At 43.0% G+C, this 16908-nt stretch carries 15 protein-coding genes; 7 read left to right on the plus strand and 8 right to left on the minus strand.

What is annotated here, in order from left to right; translation table 11 throughout:
• Positions 1-10 precede the first annotated feature (10 nt).
• Entirely contained in the window at positions 11-919 is a 909-nt protein-coding gene (locus BC751_RS07375) for a patatin-like phospholipase family protein (RefSeq protein WP_130274981.1), read from the plus strand.
• The gene (locus BC751_RS07380; protein ID WP_130274982.1) at positions 906-1523 is read left to right on the plus strand and encodes a methyltransferase domain-containing protein; all 618 of its coding nucleotides are present in this window, start codon (positions 906-908) and stop codon (positions 1521-1523) included. The genes BC751_RS07375 and BC751_RS07380 overlap by 14 nt, the downstream gene beginning before the upstream one ends.
• Before the next feature lie 153 nt (positions 1524-1676).
• Here BC751_RS07380 and crtD read toward each other — a convergent pair whose 3' ends face one another.
• Positions 1677-3158, minus strand: a complete 1482-nt coding sequence (gene crtD, locus BC751_RS07385; RefSeq protein ID WP_130274983.1) for a 1-hydroxycarotenoid 3,4-desaturase CrtD — start codon at positions 3156-3158, stop codon at positions 1677-1679.
• A gap of 213 nt (positions 3159-3371) precedes the next feature.
• On the opposite strand from crtD, the gene BC751_RS07390 reads away from it, so the two are divergent.
• Entirely contained in the window at positions 3372-3881 is a 510-nt protein-coding gene (locus BC751_RS07390) for a hypothetical protein (RefSeq protein ID WP_130274984.1), read from the plus strand.
• Between the two features lie 58 nt (positions 3882-3939).
• On the opposite strand, the gene BC751_RS07395 is transcribed toward BC751_RS07390, so the two are convergent.
• Both BC751_RS07395 and BC751_RS07400 read right to left on the minus strand, forming a co-directional pair.
• Positions 3940-5406 (minus strand): glycine--tRNA ligase, encoded by a 1467-nt coding sequence (locus BC751_RS07395; protein ID WP_130274985.1) that lies wholly within the window; start codon positions 5404-5406, stop codon positions 3940-3942.
• Between the two features lie 209 nt (positions 5407-5615).
• Entirely contained in the window at positions 5616-6332 is a 717-nt protein-coding gene (locus BC751_RS07400; RefSeq protein ID WP_130274986.1) for a pyridoxine 5'-phosphate synthase, read from the minus strand.
• A 60-nt stretch (positions 6333-6392) separates the two neighbouring features.
• Between BC751_RS07400 and BC751_RS07405 the strand changes: the two genes are divergently transcribed.
• Genes BC751_RS07405 through BC751_RS07420 form a run of 4 tightly spaced genes read left to right on the plus strand, consistent with a single transcriptional unit; the run spans position 6393 to position 9094 of the window.
• Entirely contained in the window at positions 6393-6842 is a 450-nt protein-coding gene (locus BC751_RS07405) for a GatB/YqeY domain-containing protein (RefSeq protein WP_130274987.1), read from the plus strand.
• A 4-nt stretch (positions 6843-6846) separates the two neighbouring features.
• A complete protein-coding gene (locus BC751_RS07410) occupies positions 6847-7392 on the plus strand; it encodes a CvpA family protein (RefSeq protein ID WP_130274988.1) in 546 nt (181 codons plus the stop codon).
• The gene (locus tag BC751_RS07415) at positions 7376-7975 is read left to right on the plus strand and encodes an anthranilate synthase component II (protein ID WP_130274989.1); all 600 of its coding nucleotides are present in this window, start codon (positions 7376-7378) and stop codon (positions 7973-7975) included. The genes BC751_RS07410 and BC751_RS07415 overlap by 17 nt, the downstream gene beginning before the upstream one ends.
• 57 nt (positions 7976-8032) lie before the next feature.
• Entirely contained in the window at positions 8033-9094 is a 1062-nt protein-coding gene (locus BC751_RS07420; RefSeq protein ID WP_130274990.1) for a sialidase family protein, read from the plus strand.
• A gap of 153 nt (positions 9095-9247) precedes the next feature.
• Here the strand turns inward: BC751_RS07420 and dnaN are convergent, their stop codons facing one another.
• From dnaN to BC751_RS07445, 5 genes are all read right to left on the minus strand, one after another.
• Positions 9248-10372: a DNA polymerase III subunit beta gene (gene dnaN / locus BC751_RS07425; RefSeq protein ID WP_130274991.1), complete on the minus strand. Its 1125-nt coding sequence runs from the start codon at positions 10370-10372 to the stop codon at positions 9248-9250.
• Between the two features lie 141 nt (positions 10373-10513).
• A complete protein-coding gene (gene gldG, locus BC751_RS07430; protein ID WP_130274992.1) occupies positions 10514-12196 on the minus strand; it encodes a gliding motility-associated ABC transporter substrate-binding protein GldG in 1683 nt (560 codons plus the stop codon).
• Entirely contained in the window at positions 12193-12915 is a 723-nt protein-coding gene (gene gldF, locus BC751_RS07435; RefSeq protein WP_130274993.1) for a gliding motility-associated ABC transporter permease subunit GldF, read from the minus strand. Before gldF ends, gldG begins: the two co-directional genes overlap by 4 nt.
• A 1-nt stretch (position 12916) precedes the next feature.
• Positions 12917-13828 (minus strand): gliding motility-associated ABC transporter ATP-binding subunit GldA, encoded by a 912-nt coding sequence (gene gldA, locus BC751_RS07440; RefSeq protein ID WP_130274994.1) that lies wholly within the window; start codon positions 13826-13828, stop codon positions 12917-12919.
• Between the two features lie 216 nt (positions 13829-14044).
• Entirely contained in the window at positions 14045-16690 is a 2646-nt protein-coding gene (locus BC751_RS07445) for a DUF5686 and carboxypeptidase regulatory-like domain-containing protein (RefSeq protein WP_130274995.1), read from the minus strand.
• Between the last annotated feature and the right edge of the window lie 218 nt (positions 16691-16908).

Consider the following 16908-nt stretch of genomic DNA (forward strand, 5'->3'; position numbering starts at 1 on the left):
ATAATTAACTATGGGTAAGAAAACTGTTTCATTGGTACTTTCAAGTGGTGGAGCTCGGGGTATGGCCCATATCGGTGCTATTGAGGCCCTGGAGGAGAAAGGGTTTGAAATAGTATCCATTGCAGGATGTTCGGCCGGAGCACTTATTGGAGGCATTTATGCTACAGGTCATCTGCCTAAATTCAAAGATTGGATCTGTAACCTTGACAGGATTGATGTTTTTTCCCTTATGGATTTTACTTTGTCCAGTAAAGGGTTCATCAAAGGGGAAAAGGTATTTGGGGAATTGAAGAAACTGATTGCGGATTGTGATATAGAAGACCTTGCCGTTCCTTTCCGATGCAATGCCGTCGAGATTCCTTCTGGAAAGGAGAAGGTTTTTAAATCCGGAAGTCTTTATGAAGCTATCCGGGCTTCTGTTTCCATTCCCACTGTCCTTATGCCGGCACGTATTGGCAGAAATGAATATATAGATGGAGGAATTTTAAACCCGATCCCGTTTAACCTTTTGGAAGATAAATATTTAGGTGAACTGATTGCTGCTGTGGATCTAAACGGGCCGAAGGATGCATTGGTAAAAGTAAATAACCAAAGTAAGAAAGAACCTGCGCTCAAATTGCCTTCCTGGCTCAAAGAATACCAAAAGAAATTTTCGAGCTATTTTTCCAGTGGGGAAAAGGAACAGAAGGAGGTAAAGCATAAAGGGATGAGTTCCGTTGAGCTGCTCAACTATTCTTTTGACCTTCTTCAGGATAAACTGTCAGAATTGGTCATCGAGAAGCATAGAACGGATATTCTGATTGAGATATCCAGGGAACAGGCAGGGACACTGGAATTCCATAGGGCAGAAGAATTGATACAGGTGGGTAAGGAAAAAATGATGGAAGCCATAGAAGAATTTGAAGATGGAAGTCAATGAACTCAACGCCCTATTGGGTAACCTTGATATTTACCTTTTGGATCAAATTTTAAAAGGAAGGTTCGACAAGCAAATGAAAATATTGGATGCCGGATGTGGGGAGGGTAGGAACTGCATTTATTTCCTCCATCAGGGGTATCAGATTTTTGGATGCGATGCCAGTCCCATTGCCATTCAGATGGCCAGGATATATGCCCAGACCATACAGAAGGATTATGATGTGCACCGCTTCCAAAAGGCATCTGTGGAGGATATGCCCTTTCATTCGGGAGCTTTTGACGCATTGATCAGCTCAGCAGTTTTACATTTTGCACGTTCGGAAACCCATTTTTTCCAAATGATGGATGAGATGATGCGGATATTGAAACCGGGAGGAATATTTTTTCTACGGATGTGTACAGATGCTGGGAATATATTGGCCAATTCTCCCCATTTGGGAGAGGGGGTTTACCTGCTTCCAGATGGTTCAGAGCGTTTTGTGCTGACTTCAAAACTTGAAAATGAAATAATGGACCGCTATGCACTGGAGTATATAGAGCCGGCCAAAAGTGTCCTTGTCCAAGGTCAAAGGAGTATGGGTGTGTTTGTTTTACGGAAAAGATAAAGGATTCCAAATTTCGGAATTGGGATTGCTGAAGTAATTGTCTAAGAGGGATCCATTTTAATGAGCCCCTTGTTTTCCTAAACTCCCTAATCTTTTCCGAAATCTGCCTTCCGAAATCCGAAATTACCTGGTACTTAGTATTTGGTAAGCCTACTATTTCGCTTCTAAATTCTCCTCCACCATCTCTGTCATGATCTTCGCTGAAAGCAGACAAAGCGGAATCCCTCCTCCGGGATGCACACTGCCGCCACAGAAATAGAGGTTTTTGATCGTTGAGGAATAATTGGCATGGCGGAGGAAAGCCGCGTACATATTATTCGAACTATTGCCATAAAGTGCCCCGTTGGCACTGGATGTGCGGCTTTCTATGGTCCTTGGTTCGAGGACATCTTCAACTTCGATCAGGGATTCTATATCCGTTTTCAGGATGCGGTTGATTTTGGCAATGATGTTTTTCCTTGCTTCAATGATCATTTTGTCCCATTCCTGTCCTTGGTTATTGGGCACATTGATCATGGTGAACCAGTTCATGCAGCCTTTTGGGGCATCATCAGGTTTGTAGACCGAAGTGATGTTGATATAGACCGTGGGGTCATGGTAGATGGTTTTTTTATGGAAGATATGCTCAAACTCCTCCCTGTAGTTGTCAGAAAAAAGGATATTATGCAGGTCTAATTCGGCAAAATTCTTTTTGATACCCCAGTAAAAAATCAGCGCAGAACTGGATTTGGGCTGATTGAGCAACAGTTTGGGTTGTTTTTGCTTTCGTAAAATAGATTTGTAGGCATTGACCATATCCATGTTGTTTACAATGATATCGGCCAGGTATTTTTGGCCATTGACCAGTACCCCGCTGGCTTTATGGTTATCTACCAGAACCTCATCCACTTTGGCATTGAAAGTAAAGTCAACGCCCAGTTCCAGGGCAAGCCTATAAATGGACAAGGTAATGTCATGCATTCCATTTTTTGGGAAAAAGGCACCTATATTGAACTCCAGGTGGGGGATGATATTCAGCGTGGCAGGAGTTTGGTAAGGATTGGAGCCATTGTAAGTGGCGTAGCGGTTGAACAGCTGCACCATTTTTGGCTGGACAAATCTTTTTTCATTGGCTTTGTTCATGGTGCTGAAAATCCCCAGTTTGCCCATTTTCAGATAGGATTTCAGGGCTTCCTTGTTTGTCCAGGTATTCAGTTTATGCAAAGAGCGGTGCATAAATAGGGGAGAAAGGTGATCATAAATAAACGCTGAAGATTTCAAAGCCTTTCGGACATTGTCAGCAGGTTCTCCCAATTTGGTTTCCACCTCATCGGCAAATTGATTGATATCCGCCCAAGCCTTAACCTGATTTCCGTCTTCCCAAAAGTAATGACAAGCTACCGGAAGCTTGATATACTGGAAATGATCAGATGGGTTTTTTCCTGAAATTCGGAAGAGTTCCTCAACCTGATCGGGAAGGGTAAAGAGTGAAGGTCCCGCATCAAATCGGTAACCTTTAATTTCAATTTCGGAAAGTTTTCCTCCAGGATAGGCATTGGCTTCAAAAACCTGAACCTGAAAACCTTTATTGGCAAGGCGGACAGCAGCGGCAAGCCCTGCAATGCCCGCACCGATGACGATGGCTTTTTTGGACATGAAGTATTAACAAATAAGCATTAAGAGAGTTTAAAGTTACTCCATTTTGCCTAGAAGGAGCTTGTTTCTTTTTTAGGTTCTGACTACTACTGTGATTTCACTGTTCCAATGAAAATTGAAAAACAAAAAAACGTATTTTAAATACAAAAATTTGCTTTTAAAAAAAATTGTCGTAACTTAGTTCCATCAATTATCATTTTTTACAAATAGACCATGAAAAATTTAATCACAAAATTCAAAAATGTACTCGTGATAGGAGTAGCAGGCATGATGATGTTTTCCTGTGAAATGACTGAATCTTTCACGCAGGTAGAAAAAGGTACGGAAGCAGAGGAGATGAATGCAGGCAGCAGTTTCAGCTCTTCAGGATTTGGAATGGAAAATGCCAGAATTTATGCTGATCATTCCTTTAGTTTCATTGAAAATGAAGACGGCAGTTTAACCTTTACGTTTGTCCCTAAAGTTAACCTAGAAAATGCCCGGTTGGTCTTCACCTTTGCGCAGGGCGTGGAAGTCGATGGATTGGGAGACTGGTCAATTAACGGCGCGACAAGGCAAAAAACTTTAAATCTTCATGCCATGGCTACTTATTCCTGGACCCTGTTTTTGGAGCCTGATGGAAAAGGTGAAGGGCAAGTAAGGGCCGACCTTTGGACAGATTTCACTGTCAATGGAGAGTCCAAGAAATCTGATCTTCAAAATATCTTAAAATCTTTCAGATAATATTTTTTGATAAGCCCTAGTGAAAGTAAAAAGCCCTGGTTTTTCAGGGCTTTTTTTTTCAAATCTTCTCAAAAATCCTTCTAAAGCTGCATGCTTCCGTCAATCGGGCATGTAGGTCAGCGATTGCAATCCTTTCCTGTTCGGTGGTATCCCTATGTCGGATGGTGACGGTATTGTCTTCCAAAGTCTGATGGTCCACTGCGATACAGAAAGGCGTACCGATCAAATCCTGACGGGTATAACGCTTTCCGATGGAAGCAGCTTCTTCATAGATGATATTGAAATCGTACTTCAGAGCTTCCACAATCTCCTTTGCTTTTTCAGGAAGGCCATCTTTCTTCACCAATGGCAGGATAGCTGCTTTAACAGGGGCAATGGCAGGATGGAATTTTAGATAGGTTCTTTGTTTGCCTTCTACTTCCTCTTCTACAAAGGCATTGCACAAGGTCATCAGGAACAGACGGTCAGCACCAATAGAGGTCTCAATCACATAAGGGATGTAATTTTGGTTGATCTCCGGATCGAAGTATTGCTGTTTCTTTTTGGAATATTCCTGATGGCTCTTTAGGTCAAAGTCTGTTCTGGAATGGATACCTTCCACTTCTTTGAATCCGAATGGGAACTCATACTCAATGTCCATGGCCGCATTGGCATAGTGTGCCAATTTTTCATGGTCATGTCTTCTCAATTTCTCCTCGGGAATGCCCAAAGCTTTGTGCCATTTCATTCGGGCTTCTGCCCATTCCTTATACCATTCCAGTTCTGAACCAGGACGGACAAAAAACTGCATTTCCATCTGCTCGAATTCCCTCATCCTGAAGATGAACTGTCTGGCGACAATTTCATTTCTGAAGGCCTTACCGATCTGGGCAATGCCAAAAGGCACTTTCATTCTGGCCGTCTTCTGCACATTGAGGAAGTTCACAAAAATACCCTGGGCTGTTTCCGGTCTCAGGTAGATGGTAGAAGCATCTTCGGCTACGGAACCCACTTGGGTAGAAAACATCAGGTTAAATTGCCTTACCTCGGTCCAGTTGGCAGTTCCGCTGATCGGACATACGATGCCTTCATTGATGATCAGGTCGCGTACCCCGGCGAAGTCCTCTGCTTCCAGTAACCTGGCCATGGCGCTCAACAATTCCTGTGCCCTTGCCTTGTCTCCTGACTGTTCGTACTGGGCAGCTTTTTCTTCAATAAGGACATCTGCACGGTAACGCTTCTTGCTGTCCTTATTGTCTATCATGGGGTCATTGAAACTGTCCACGTGGCCTGAAGCCTTCCAGGTAGTAGGATGCATAAAAATTGCTGCATCAATCCCAACAATATTGTCATTGAGACGGGTCATGGTTTCCCACCATAGTCGCTTTAGGTTGTTTTTCAATTCCACCCCATAAGCTCCGTAATCATATACAGCTTGAAGGCCATCGTAAATTTCAGAAGAGGGGTACACAAAGCCATACTCTTTGGCGTGTGCAATAATATCTTTCAGTTGCGCGTTTTCCGCAGTTTGTTCAGTTTTTGCCATAGCCCGCAAAATTAATTAAAATGCCTGAATAGCAAGTTTTATAGGTTTAAAAATCAGTTTTTGGTTTAAGGAAAATGGATAGTTGTCGATTAGCAGCTACCCATTGCAAATATTAAAACCTTAAACTCTTAACCCCTTAGTCTCTCAGTCTCCCTATCCCTCTGTCTCCCAGTTCCTCCATCCTTTTGTTTCAAAAGTCTTTCGCCCACTCAGCCCTCAAGCTGTCTCCTGTACATTTGAATGGTATTTTCCAAGCCATAGTACAAGGCATCACAGATCAAGGCATGGCCAATAGATACTTCATCTAAGAAGGGAATACTTTGCTTCAAAAACTTTAGGTTGTGCAGGTCCAGGTCATGCCCGGCATTAAGGCCTAGACCCAATTCTTTCGCAATTTGGGCCACTTCCACATAGGGCTTTACTGCTTTTTCACGGTTCAGATGGTAATGAGAGGCATAAGGTTCAGTGTACAACTCAACCCTGTCCGTGCCAGTAGTTTTGGCAGGTTCAAAATATTTGGCTTCGGGATTGATAAAAATGGAAACTCTTGTTCCGATTTCTTTCAGTTCGGCAACAATATCTTTGAGCATTTCCTGATGGGTAATGGTGTCCCAACCGCTATTGGAGGTGATGGCATTAGGGGGATCTGGAACCAGGGTTGCCTGTGCCGGTTTAACCATTCGGACGAGCTCCATGTAGCGTTTGTCCGGATAGCCTTCAATATTGAATTCAGTACTCAGAACAGGGGCCAGGTCGAGGACATCCTGATAGCGGATATGCCTTTCATCCGGCCTTGGGTGTACGGTAATGCCTTCTGCGCCGAATCGCTCACAATCCAGGGCTACCTTAACTACATCCGGATTGTTGCCGCCACGGGCATTTCTCAGGGTGGCGATTTTGTTAATATTTACACTGAGTTTGGTCATTTTCCTAAATTAAAAGGTAATTTTGTACAAATTTACACCTATAACACAAAGAACAAGACAATGAGTTTAAAGGCAAGTGTAGAAAGTGAAATTAAAAAGGCCATGCTGGCCAAGGACAAGGACAGGTTGAGGGCATTGCGTGCAATCAAGTCCCTGATTTTATTGGAAGAGACCAAAGGAGGAACGTCCGGCGAAATTTCCCAGGAGGATGAAATTAAGTTATTGACCAAAGCAGCCAAACAGCGCAAGGACTCCGCGGATATCTACAAGCAGCAAAACCGTGAGGATCTCTATGCGGTGGAAATGGCGGAATTGGAAATAATCAATGAATTTTTACCTAAGCAACTCACCGAAGAAGAGTTAGAGGCAGAATTAAGAAAGATCATTGCCGAAGTGGGAGCTGAAGGGCCGAAAGATATGGGAAAAGTCATGGGGGCAGCCACCAAGGCTTTGGCCGGCAAGGCAGACGGAAAACTGATTTCCCAAAAAGTAAAAACATTATTGGGTTGATGACTTGGCCATACTGGATTTTGTCATATTGATCTTTTTGGCCTTGGGGGCCTACAGCGGCTATAGGCAGGGATTGTTTATCAGTATCCTGTCTATTGTGGCATTTGTATTGGCCTTGATTTTGGCTTTCCATTTGATGGACTGGGGGGCACAAAAGCTGGCAGGGCATGTTACCGAACTGACTTTTGCGCTTCCCTTTGTGGCTTTTATCATGATTTTTTTAGGCGTCATTCTGATCATTAGGGGTTTGGCCTATTTGGTGAAAAAAACATTGGATTTTACCATTTTGGGCTCTGTGGACAGTTTGGCCGGAGGTATTTTGGGTGTTGTCAAAACTGCTTTTATTTTGAGTTTTTTCATTTGGATTGCCAATGCCTTTGAAGTTAAGGTGACGGAGGAATGGACCAAAGAGTCCAAAACCTATGCTTTTATTCAACCGATGGCTCCGGTTGCGGTCAGGGCGCTGGACAATTTTACCCCGATCATCAGTCAGACCATCAGTAAAGTTCAATCCATGGTTAAAATCACGGCAGATGGTACTGTTGATTGATAATTTTGATTCTTTTTCCCATATGCTTGCCGATTACCTTAGGCAAATTGGCATGGACCTGTACATTGTGAGAAATGATGTAGATCCATCCCTTTTGATGGATCGGGATTGGGAGGCATTGATCCTTTCTCCTGGTCCGGAAACTCCTGAGAAGGCGGGAAACCTGATGGCCATATTGGATCTGTTTGTTGGTAAACTTCCGGTTTTAGGAATCTGTCTGGGTCATCAGGCAATAGGTCAATATTTTGGGGCCAATTTGGTGAAAGGCAGGCAACCGGTTCATGGAAAGGTACACCTGGTATTTCAGAAAAACGCCCATCCCTATTTTCAGGGGATTCCCGAAAACTTTAAAGTGACAAGATACCATTCTTTGGAACTGAGGGATTTACCACAAGAATTGGAGATACTTTTGGAGACAGAGGCTGGTGAAATTATGGCCATAGCGCACAGAAATCTGCCCATTTTGGGACTGCAATTCCATCCTGAGGCTTATTTGACAGAGTATGGTAAGGAGCTTTTGGAAAATTGGTGGGGGTACTGCCAATCTGAAGCATTCAAGGCATTGAGCCTAAGCATTTGGTAAGAAAGGCATTGTTTTTGAAGACCAAGTTTGTTATTTTTAATAAAACAGTTTTCAAACATGGCAATTTTGCGGCTAAGTCTTTTAGTCTTTCTGCTTGGTACTGGCCTTTGCCATGCGCAGTTCATGATTTTTGAGAATATAGAGCCTTATGTCGAAACTATCGAATTTGTCTTTGAAGAAAATAAACCTTTTGCCCAATGCCATGCCTCTTCCATCGAAAAGCTTGGATTTGGAAAATATATGATCGTTTGGTTTGCGGGATCCCATGAAAAGAATGATGATGTAGGGATTTGGATGTCCAAAGGAAGCCCTGGAAACTGGTCTGTACCTTCTCTTTTGATCAAAGTCCGCAATGATCCCCATTGGAATCCTGTGCTGTTTCTTTCTCCGGACAATAGACTGTATTTGTATTTTAAGGTGGGAAAAGAAATCGATGATTGGGAAACCTGGGTTATGTTTTCAGAAGATTTGGGAGTTACTTGGTCCGATCCTGAGGAATTGGTAGCAGGTGATAAAGGAGGGAGAGGACCAGTACGTAATCATATCTTGGTATTATCCAATGGTGCTTGGCTGGCTCCGGCTTCCATAGAAAAGAAAAGGGTTTGGAATGCTTTTGTAGACAGATCTGATGACAGGGGGGAAAGTTGGTTGAATTCTGAAACCCTGATTTTGGACAGAAAACTAATTACTGGGGAAGGGGTCATCCAACCTGCTCTTTGGGAATCTTCCCCTGGAAATGTGCACATGCTTCTGAGAACCTCTACAGGTAAAATAGGCAGAAGTGATTCCAAGGATTATGGCCGTACCTGGACTCCGGTGGAATTGATTGATTTGCCCAATAACAATTCGGGGATAGATGTGGCACAAATTCAGGGAGAAACCTTGGCTTTGGCATTTAACCCTGTCGGAAAGAACTGGGGGGCAAGGTATCCCATGGAATTGGCCATTTCTCAAGATAATGGATTGACCTGGCCAATAAGGAAAGTAATAGAAAATGGAAGCGAAGACAATGAGTTTTCTTATCCTTCCTTGATTTTTGAGGAAGGGTATCTGGTGTTATGCTACACTTGGAACAGGGAGAATATCCGTTTTGTCAAGCTCAGGTTGAACGGGAACTAGCTACTGGACGAATAAATTTCAGTATTTGAGGTAATTTTGCATAATTTCTTACCAAGCTGAATTCAATAGGTTAATTGTGAAATTAATCCCTGGGGAAAAGCAAAACCCCTTGGCGGGTTTGCCAAGGGGCTTTGCTTATTAGGTTGGTTGGTTTTATACGTAATTGTTCAACATGACCGGCATTACCAGCATCAGGATGTCTTCGTTTTCTGAAGTTTCTGAAGGCACGATTAATCCGGCACGGTTTGGCGCAGAGAATTGCAAGGTAACCTGTTTGGAGTCCAGGTTATTCAGCATTTCAACCAAGAATTTGGCATTGAAGCCGATTTCGATATCCTCACCGTCATGTTCACAGGAAAGCCTTTCGTTGGCTTCGTTGGAGAAATCCAGGTCTTCGGCAGAGATTTGCAACTCACTTCCTGTCAACTTCAACCTTACCTGATGGGTGGTTTTGTTGGCATAGATGGCTATCCTTCTCAATGAACCTAAGAAATCCAATCGGTCAATGGTCATGTGGTTAGGATTGTCCACAGGGATTACATTTTCATAATCCGGGAAGCGCTCATCAATCAGCCTACAGATCATTTTTATGCTGTTGAATTTGAAATAAGCGTTAGAGTTATTGAATTCAAGAGATACCGGTACGTTTTCTGATGGCAGGGTTGACTTCAAAAGATTAAGCGCCTTCCTTGGGATTATCAGGCTCGCTGGATCTGCAGAAGCGACGTCCACCCTTCTATACCTTACCAATCTGTGGCCATCAGTAGCCACAAATGTAGCATTGGTGCTGCTCAGGTTGATATACACCCCTGTCATAGCAGGTCTCAATTCATCATTGCTGGTCGCAAAGATGGTATTGCTGATGGCAGAGCTCAAGACTTCCGTAGACATATCTACTGCTGTCGCATTGGTCACCGTAGGGATTTTTGGGAAATCGGTAGCATTTTCTCCAGCGAGTTTGTATCGGCCGTTGTCAGAACTGATTTCAATACTGTAGGTGTCATGATCAATACTGAAGGTAACGGGCTGTTCCGGAAGGTTTTTTAATGTTTCGATCAGGATCTTTGCAGGAACTGCAATGTTTCCGTCTTCTTTTGCTTCCACGTCAATTTCTGTCATCATGGAAGTCTGCAAATCAGAGGCAGTAATAGTCAGTTTTCCGTCCTTAATTTCAAAGAGAAAGTTTTCCAGTATAGGAACAACCGGATTGGTGGTGACTACGCCGTTGATTGCTGAAAGCTGCTTCAAAAGGGCAGAAGAAGAAACAATAAATTTCATATAGAAAGGGCTTATGTTTTAGCTGTTTTTTGAACAGGGTAAATTTATAAATAAAATTATAAAAGCAGCCTTATGGGGTTAAAAAACCTTGAAATATTGCATAAAGCACATGATTTGAAATGAAGCTGGTGTCTTTATCCCCTATTTGCTGAACTTTCTTTTTCGCAACCCTGTCCAAATTAGTCCAAGGACAATGAAGAAAAGAACCGGTGCCAAGACATTGATAGCCTGCCATTTGGTTTTTTCTTCCCGCACCTTGATTTTGTTCAATGGTCTGATTTGTAAGACTTTTGTCCTGGTAGCCATGATACCATCCGGTTCCAAAAGGTAGTTTACTGCATTTTGGAGCAGTTGGCGGTTGGCATATTGGGTATTGTTAAAGGGATCCTCTCCCAAGGGTAAAGGATTTCCGTCCATAAATGACTTTTGACTTTTAAACAAAAGACCGGTTCCTGCTACCAATACCCTTCCTTCACTGGAGTTTTCCCGGAAAGAAGTTTTATTGATTCCATCCGGTAGAAACCTATTTTTGAATAAGGAGGTAAATTCTCCTTCCAACAAATAAAGCAGAGGAAGGTTTTTGGAACCAAATTCATTGAGATTTGGCTCCCGGGACATATCTTCAAAAGCTATTCTGACAGGGGCTGGCATTTTGCGGCTGAAATCGGAACCGAAAATCAATGGCGTTTTTTTAATCCCATCTGCTTTTACGGTATCTAAACTTGAGACAAACCTGAACATCACCTGATCCAATCCTTTGGTAATTGGGTGCTTTGCCATTCTTCCTGCGGCCACATAAAATGGCCAAGGAAGGGGAATGATTTGCTCTTGGTCCCCAAAATTTCCCGCAATGACCGGATGGTAGCCAAAATCCAGGTCCTGGATCAGGTCTTTGTTGACACGGATTCCATAGCGGAATAGTAGCTGGTCCAAACCATGTTCTCTTGGCATGGCAATGGTTCCTTCTCCTCCAGCCTCTGCCAGGTTGTATTCCATGGCATCCACCAAGAAAATCAGATTGCCTCCCTGCATGAGGTATTGGTCTAAGAAATAAATTTCTTTTTCGGAGAAAGCCTCCTTAAGCCCTGCCACAATAATCACATCAAAAGGATCCAAGTCTTCTGCTTTGGTAGCCTCCGCCAAAGGAACTTTAAAGACCTCATGCTGGTCTACCAAAGCTTCGACTATCCCAAACCCATCATCCTCGGTCATTTCTCCATGGCTGATGGTCATTCCGATGGATTTTTCCTGACCAATGCTCACTTTCCTTATAGCCTGGATCAGTTCAAATTCAAGGTTTTCTATGGATTGGTTCAGGATTTCATCAGGCCCCATTCCTTTTTCCCCCTTTAAAAGGAGAGCACCTGTCTCAAATTCCTCAGTCCTGACTATTACCCCTGGAAAAATCAGTTTGCTTTTCTGTCCCCCATCTTCAGTGATGAACAGATTGGTGGGGTTGATCCCATATTCAGCCAAACCTACGATATAATCTTCCCTGATATCTTCGGGTAGGGTCAGGGGATCTTCATAGAAAAAGGTGATCTTTTGTTTGCTGTAAGCATTAAAGGTTCGGACTGTTTCCTCTATAGCCCGCTGAAGCCTGCGCATGCCTCCGGGCAGCTTTCCAGTCAAGAGGATTTCTACCTCGATCGGTTCTTGCAGTGATTTCAAAACCTCGATGCTGGATGGGTGCAGGCTGTACTTTTTTTCTTCTGTTAGGTCTAACCTGAACGGGAAAATCCTTACCAATATTCCTATCAGCACAATAACCGTAAAGATCAGTGCAAGGCTTTTGCCAATGGATGAAAATTTGCCCTTTTTCATTTTTTTCCGATAATTATTCCCGTTAATCCCAACATCAGCACGATGATACTGATAAAGTAGCCGAGATTTTGTCCGTCAATCACTCCCCTGGCCATACTTTGATAGTGAAAGCTTAAACTCAATTCTTCCAGGAACAAAGCAAGAGGGCTCATGACATTGAGTTGCACCAAAGCAGTAAGTCCAAAATACATCAGGAAGGAAATAAACACCCCCCAGATAAAGGCTACCATTTGGTGAGAGGTGAGGGCTGAGCCCAATATTCCAATGGAAGCAAATACGGCACTGATCAGGACAAGGCCTACCCAAGAACCAAAAAAACCAGCGTGGTCTATATTTCCAGGAGGATTTCCCAATTCTACCATGCTGAAATAATAAATCAATGTAGGCAAAAGGGCAATGACGATCAAAGTCAGGGCCGCCAAATACTTTGCAAGGATAATTTTTCGGATGCTTAATGGGGATGTCATGAGTAGTTCCCAGGTTCCTGATTTCTTTTCTTCAGCAATCATTTTCATCGTGATGGCCGGAATGAGAAAAATGAAAACGTAAGGTGTGTAAAAGAAAAGGGGTTCAAGGTCTGCAAATCCATATTCCAAAACAGAGGTGTCAGGGAATACCCATACAATCAAACCTATGGAGACCAAGAAAACGGATAGGATCAGATAACCACTGAGGTTACTGAAAAATCCATTCACTTCCTTCCAGTACAATGCAAGCATATCAGCTATTTTGGGTGATTTGGTGAAAAATACTTTCCAGGTTGCGCTCCTTCAATTGAATGCTCACCAGGCTGAGGTTTCTTTCCTGTAAAAGTTGTAGGGCCTCTTTTCTGGCTACAGCGCTGTCTTCCACTTCAATGGCCATACAAGAATTGTTTCCCTCTATAAATGATACTTCTCCTAAACTAGAAAACCATTCCAGTTCGAGTTTTTCTTCCACTTCAATTAAAAGTGTGGATTTTCCTGCTTCCTTTTTCAGGTTTTTGAGCAGATCAGAGGCCACAATTTTTCCTTTATTGATGATGACCACCTTATCACATAGGGCTTCCACTTCCTGCATGATGTGGGTGCTGAGAATGAGGGTTTTGTTTTGGCTTACATCTTTGATCAGTTTTCTGATTTCCACCAACTGATTGGGATCCAGACCAGTGGTAGGTTCATCCAGGATGATGACTTCCGGGTCATGGACCAGAGCTTTTGCCAGTCCGACCCTTTGACGGTAGCCTTTGGAGAGCTGTCCGATTTTTTTGTGGGATTCATTTTCCAGTCCACAAAGTGAAAGGAGTTCAGTTATCCTACTATCCAAAGCTTGTTTAGAAAGACCGTATAAGCCCCCAATGAAGTAAAGGAATTCCCTCACATACATGTCCAGGTATAGGGGGTTGTGCTCGGGAAGGTAGCCCACCAACTTGCTGACTTCCTTTGGCTTTTCCAATACAGAAATGCCATTGATTTTAACTTCGCCTGAATCTGGCAGCAAATAGCCGGTGGCAATTTTCATGGTGGTGGATTTTCCGGCACCGTTGGGTCCCAAAAATCCCAGAACCTGCCCTTTTTCTGCGGTAAATGATACCTCATCCAGTGCTTTTTGTTGGCCGTAAATCTTGGTCAGTCGGATAACTTCTAAGGACATGCTTTCAAATTATGGGGCTAAAATAGGGAGAAATATGAAAGTCTAAAAACCAAAAAAGGCTTCAAAGAAGCCCCAGTGAAAGAAAGTCCAGCCAAGAGCTGACTGTCTTTATTGATATTAAACCTTACAAATGCTAAGGTAGCACAGGTTTTTTGAATTTGCAAATCGGTTTTTGCTGCCTAAATACCACAAAGATTTTAAGGGGCTAAGATTCAATCAGTCATCAATGCTGATATTGATAAAGCTGGCAATACCGAAGCGAACACCACTCCTTTGGTAATTGCCGTTTTCAAACCCTGCACCCACTTCCAGGCGGAAAATGCGGAAAAGGTTATCCAAAGAATAGCCCAGTTCCCAATAATCTGGTGAGTTCTGTGTTTTCAGGTAATTGAAAAAGATATTTTCCCTAACCCCGGAAAAACGCAGCATCGGCAACTGGGTCAATAAAAACTTTCTAAACTGATAATGCACAATGGCACTCACATATTCGGTCTGGGTGCTGTATTGGTAATAATCCAGGAAGCGGTAATTCGAAGCCACTCCCATATTGGCAAATATAGTCCTGTTTCCACCAAAGTGTTTGAAATCCATGAAATACACCCGGTTGTTGTTGAGGAAGCTGCCTGCTTTTAGGTTGAAATCCAGTTTACAGCTTACCCCAAAATTGAAGAAATGCTCGATTCCTGCTTCTACCCAATCAAAGTCTGCAGCCATAGGATCATTCAAAAAACCAGGAAGGGCTTTGGTGTAATGCACATTGACCAATGGGGCAGAACTGTAGACGGGTCTTTTCCTTCCGTTTCTAACACTGTATTTCAATCCCGGTCTCCATTCCAGTGAGTTTTGCCAGATCAATGCCCTGTGGTTTTGAAAAGCATTAACATCAGCCTCGATATTTTCGGGTTGATTGGGAGTATAGACCCGTTCAGGACGTCTGTACCAACTGAAATCTGAATTGTTTTCTAAACTGCTTCTATTGGCGTAAGTAACACTTCCCCTGTAAGTCAGCGCATCATTGAACCTTTTGTAAAAATATCCCTTTACAAAATCCTGTTCATAGAGCTTCATGTAGTTTTGTCTGAGCAGCAGGGAGTAAAAGGCGTTGACCTGCTCTGAGATGGGGTTGTCCGCATTGAACTGATAAATGAATTTCCCACCGCCCAGTCCAAAACTATGTGCCTTTTCTCCTTTGGTGATTGATCTCCGTATTTCAAGCATGCCATAGGGCTGCTGGCTGGAGAATCCATACCTGAATTCCGGTCTGAAATTCCAGGAACGCACATGGTTAGTGACCGAATCGGCCATTTTGGTGGACTTTTCTATTCTATAAAATCCTGCCAATCCAAATTTAAAGCCTTCCACTGTATTGAAGGAAAGACGGTTCATATTGGAATGGAAGCCTGCAGACCTGCCCTTACCAAAGTAATACCTGCCGCCGGTAAGGATTTCCATGGGCTGGAATTTTCTTCTGGATTGCTTGGCCACAGAATCCACTTCTGATTTTTTGGCAGCTTCTACTACTGCAAGACTATCATCTCTCCTGTATCCTTTGATTTCCGCTTCTGTGAGTTTGACCGGCCGGATGCTGTCCCAATAGGAAAGGCTTCTTTTGGTGGCAAGGGAGTCAATACTGTATTTCCGTTCGGATATCACTTCAACATTTTCTCTTTCCTTGAGCGCTTCCTTTTCATAGGTATTGACCAACTTTCGGAAATCTTTTCTGGTCATTTTGTCCGCTTGGGCCATTTGCTCCAGGCTGCTGAGGCTTTTGTCCAGTTTGATTACATCCTTAGGGATTTCATCGACCTTTTCATCAATGATTTTGGTGTCCACGATCAGGTCAGGATTGAGGGTGACTTTGTAATCCCTTGTGGAAGCCAGATATTGGTACTCTCCTGCAAAGCCGAAAATTTTCCCTCCAAAGGTATAAGTATGAGTAGAGGGCATCCAGACATTTTCAGCTACCGGTTGGTAGAGTTGTTTGATACCTATCTGGAATCCCAACAGAGAGGTAGTCAAGTCAAGGCTATGGATGGCCCAAAGATTTTCGATGATGTAAATATGCCCTTCAAAAACCCGTTCCCCTTTTGATCTGGGAGTAACCCTGATTTTATTGACCATTACATCATTTTCGATAAAGGAGCCCTCATATTTAAAGCGGTAATAGGCAAAGGCAGAGGGTGACAGAGGGGAGATGGCCTCATTGATTTTTGGGTTGTAAAAACTCGTGGCCAGATAAGGGGCAGGCGAGATGTTGTTGTCGTCTCCACTTGTTCGGATGCTGATGACTTTTTCCTCAACCGTATTGGGTTGGCGGAAAGTAACCTGAGAAACCGACTCGCTGGTATAAGCTTCATTGAGTTTGAAGCCGTCTTTTTCTAGTTCTTTCTTTAGGAAAAAAGGTGCATTGGTAAGTTTACCTGTTCCTTTCAGGTAAACCATCATGCTGTACTCCTGCACCTGCAATCTATGGAATTTGGCCTTGGAGATGGCCTTGCGCATGATGGTCAGGGCAGGATCTTCCTGATTGGTTTTGACGGTAACCTCTTGCAGCGCATAAACCTGTTCCTTTAGGGTGAAATCAAGATTGACCCAATCCTCTAAGACCACAGCAGTCTGCACTTGGGTAGCAAAGCCCAGGTATTGGGCGACCACATCATAAACTCCCTTTTTTAGCCTGAGCTCATATTCTCCATTGAGATTGGTGGGTATTCCCTCTCCCAGATTCCGAACATAAACAGAAGCAAAAGGTAGGGCTTCTCCTTTTTCATTGATTACCTTGCCCCTGATTCCTTGGGCTTTTACAATGGACGGAAAAAGTAAAATTCCACCAAGGATAAAAATGACCGTGAAGTTACGCATAGTATTGGTTTAGCACCTTAAAATTAAGCACAAAAATGTTTTAAAATCCAGAATATTAAAGCTCTTTTGATTTTAAACCGGCAATACAGGGGAGGGTTTAGAAGAATGTAATAAAATCAAGTAAATCTGCCGGATTAAAGAGTATGAAATAGCAATTTTCCGAACATCCCCCATTTTGGCCGATCATACTGTAATTTTAGAATTGAAGTTTGAGGATG

The sequence above is a fragment of the Cecembia calidifontis genome (assembly GCF_004216715.1).
GTDB lineage: Bacteria > Bacteroidota > Bacteroidia > Cytophagales > Cyclobacteriaceae > Cecembia_A > Cecembia_A calidifontis.

Excerpts from the sequence above, each read along its gene's own strand:
- dnaN (WP_130274991.1), bottom strand. The coding sequence starts at position 10,372 with ATGAAATTTATTGTTTCTTCTTCTGCCCTTTTGAAGCAGCTTTCAGCA.
- BC751_RS07405 (WP_130274987.1), top strand. The coding sequence starts at position 6,393 with ATGAGTTTAAAGGCAAGTGTAGAAAGTGAAATTAAAAAGGCCATGCTG.
- BC751_RS07420 (WP_130274990.1), top strand. The coding sequence starts at position 8,033 with ATGGCAATTTTGCGGCTAAGTCTTTTAGTCTTTCTGCTTGGTACTGGC.
- BC751_RS07390 (WP_130274984.1), top strand. The coding sequence starts at position 3,372 with ATGAAAAATTTAATCACAAAATTCAAAAATGTACTCGTGATAGGAGTA.
- gldF (WP_130274993.1), bottom strand. The coding sequence starts at position 12,915 with ATGCTTGCATTGTACTGGAAGGAAGTGAATGGATTTTTCAGTAACCTC.
- BC751_RS07445 (WP_130274995.1), bottom strand. The coding sequence starts at position 16,690 with ATGCGTAACTTCACGGTCATTTTTATCCTTGGTGGAATTTTACTTTTT.
- BC751_RS07375 (WP_130274981.1), top strand. The coding sequence starts at position 11 with ATGGGTAAGAAAACTGTTTCATTGGTACTTTCAAGTGGTGGAGCTCGG.
- BC751_RS07400 (WP_130274986.1), bottom strand. The coding sequence starts at position 6,332 with ATGACCAAACTCAGTGTAAATATTAACAAAATCGCCACCCTGAGAAAT.
- BC751_RS07380 (WP_130274982.1), top strand. The coding sequence starts at position 906 with ATGGAAGTCAATGAACTCAACGCCCTATTGGGTAACCTTGATATTTAC.
- BC751_RS07395 (WP_130274985.1), bottom strand. The coding sequence starts at position 5,406 with ATGGCAAAAACTGAACAAACTGCGGAAAACGCGCAACTGAAAGATATT.
- gldG (WP_130274992.1), bottom strand. The coding sequence starts at position 12,196 with ATGAAAAAGGGCAAATTTTCATCCATTGGCAAAAGCCTTGCACTGATC.
- gldA (WP_130274994.1), bottom strand. The coding sequence starts at position 13,828 with ATGTCCTTAGAAGTTATCCGACTGACCAAGATTTACGGCCAACAAAAA.
- BC751_RS07415 (WP_130274989.1), top strand. The coding sequence starts at position 7,376 with ATGGTACTGTTGATTGATAATTTTGATTCTTTTTCCCATATGCTTGCC.
- crtD (WP_130274983.1), bottom strand. The coding sequence starts at position 3,158 with ATGTCCAAAAAAGCCATCGTCATCGGTGCGGGCATTGCAGGGCTTGCC.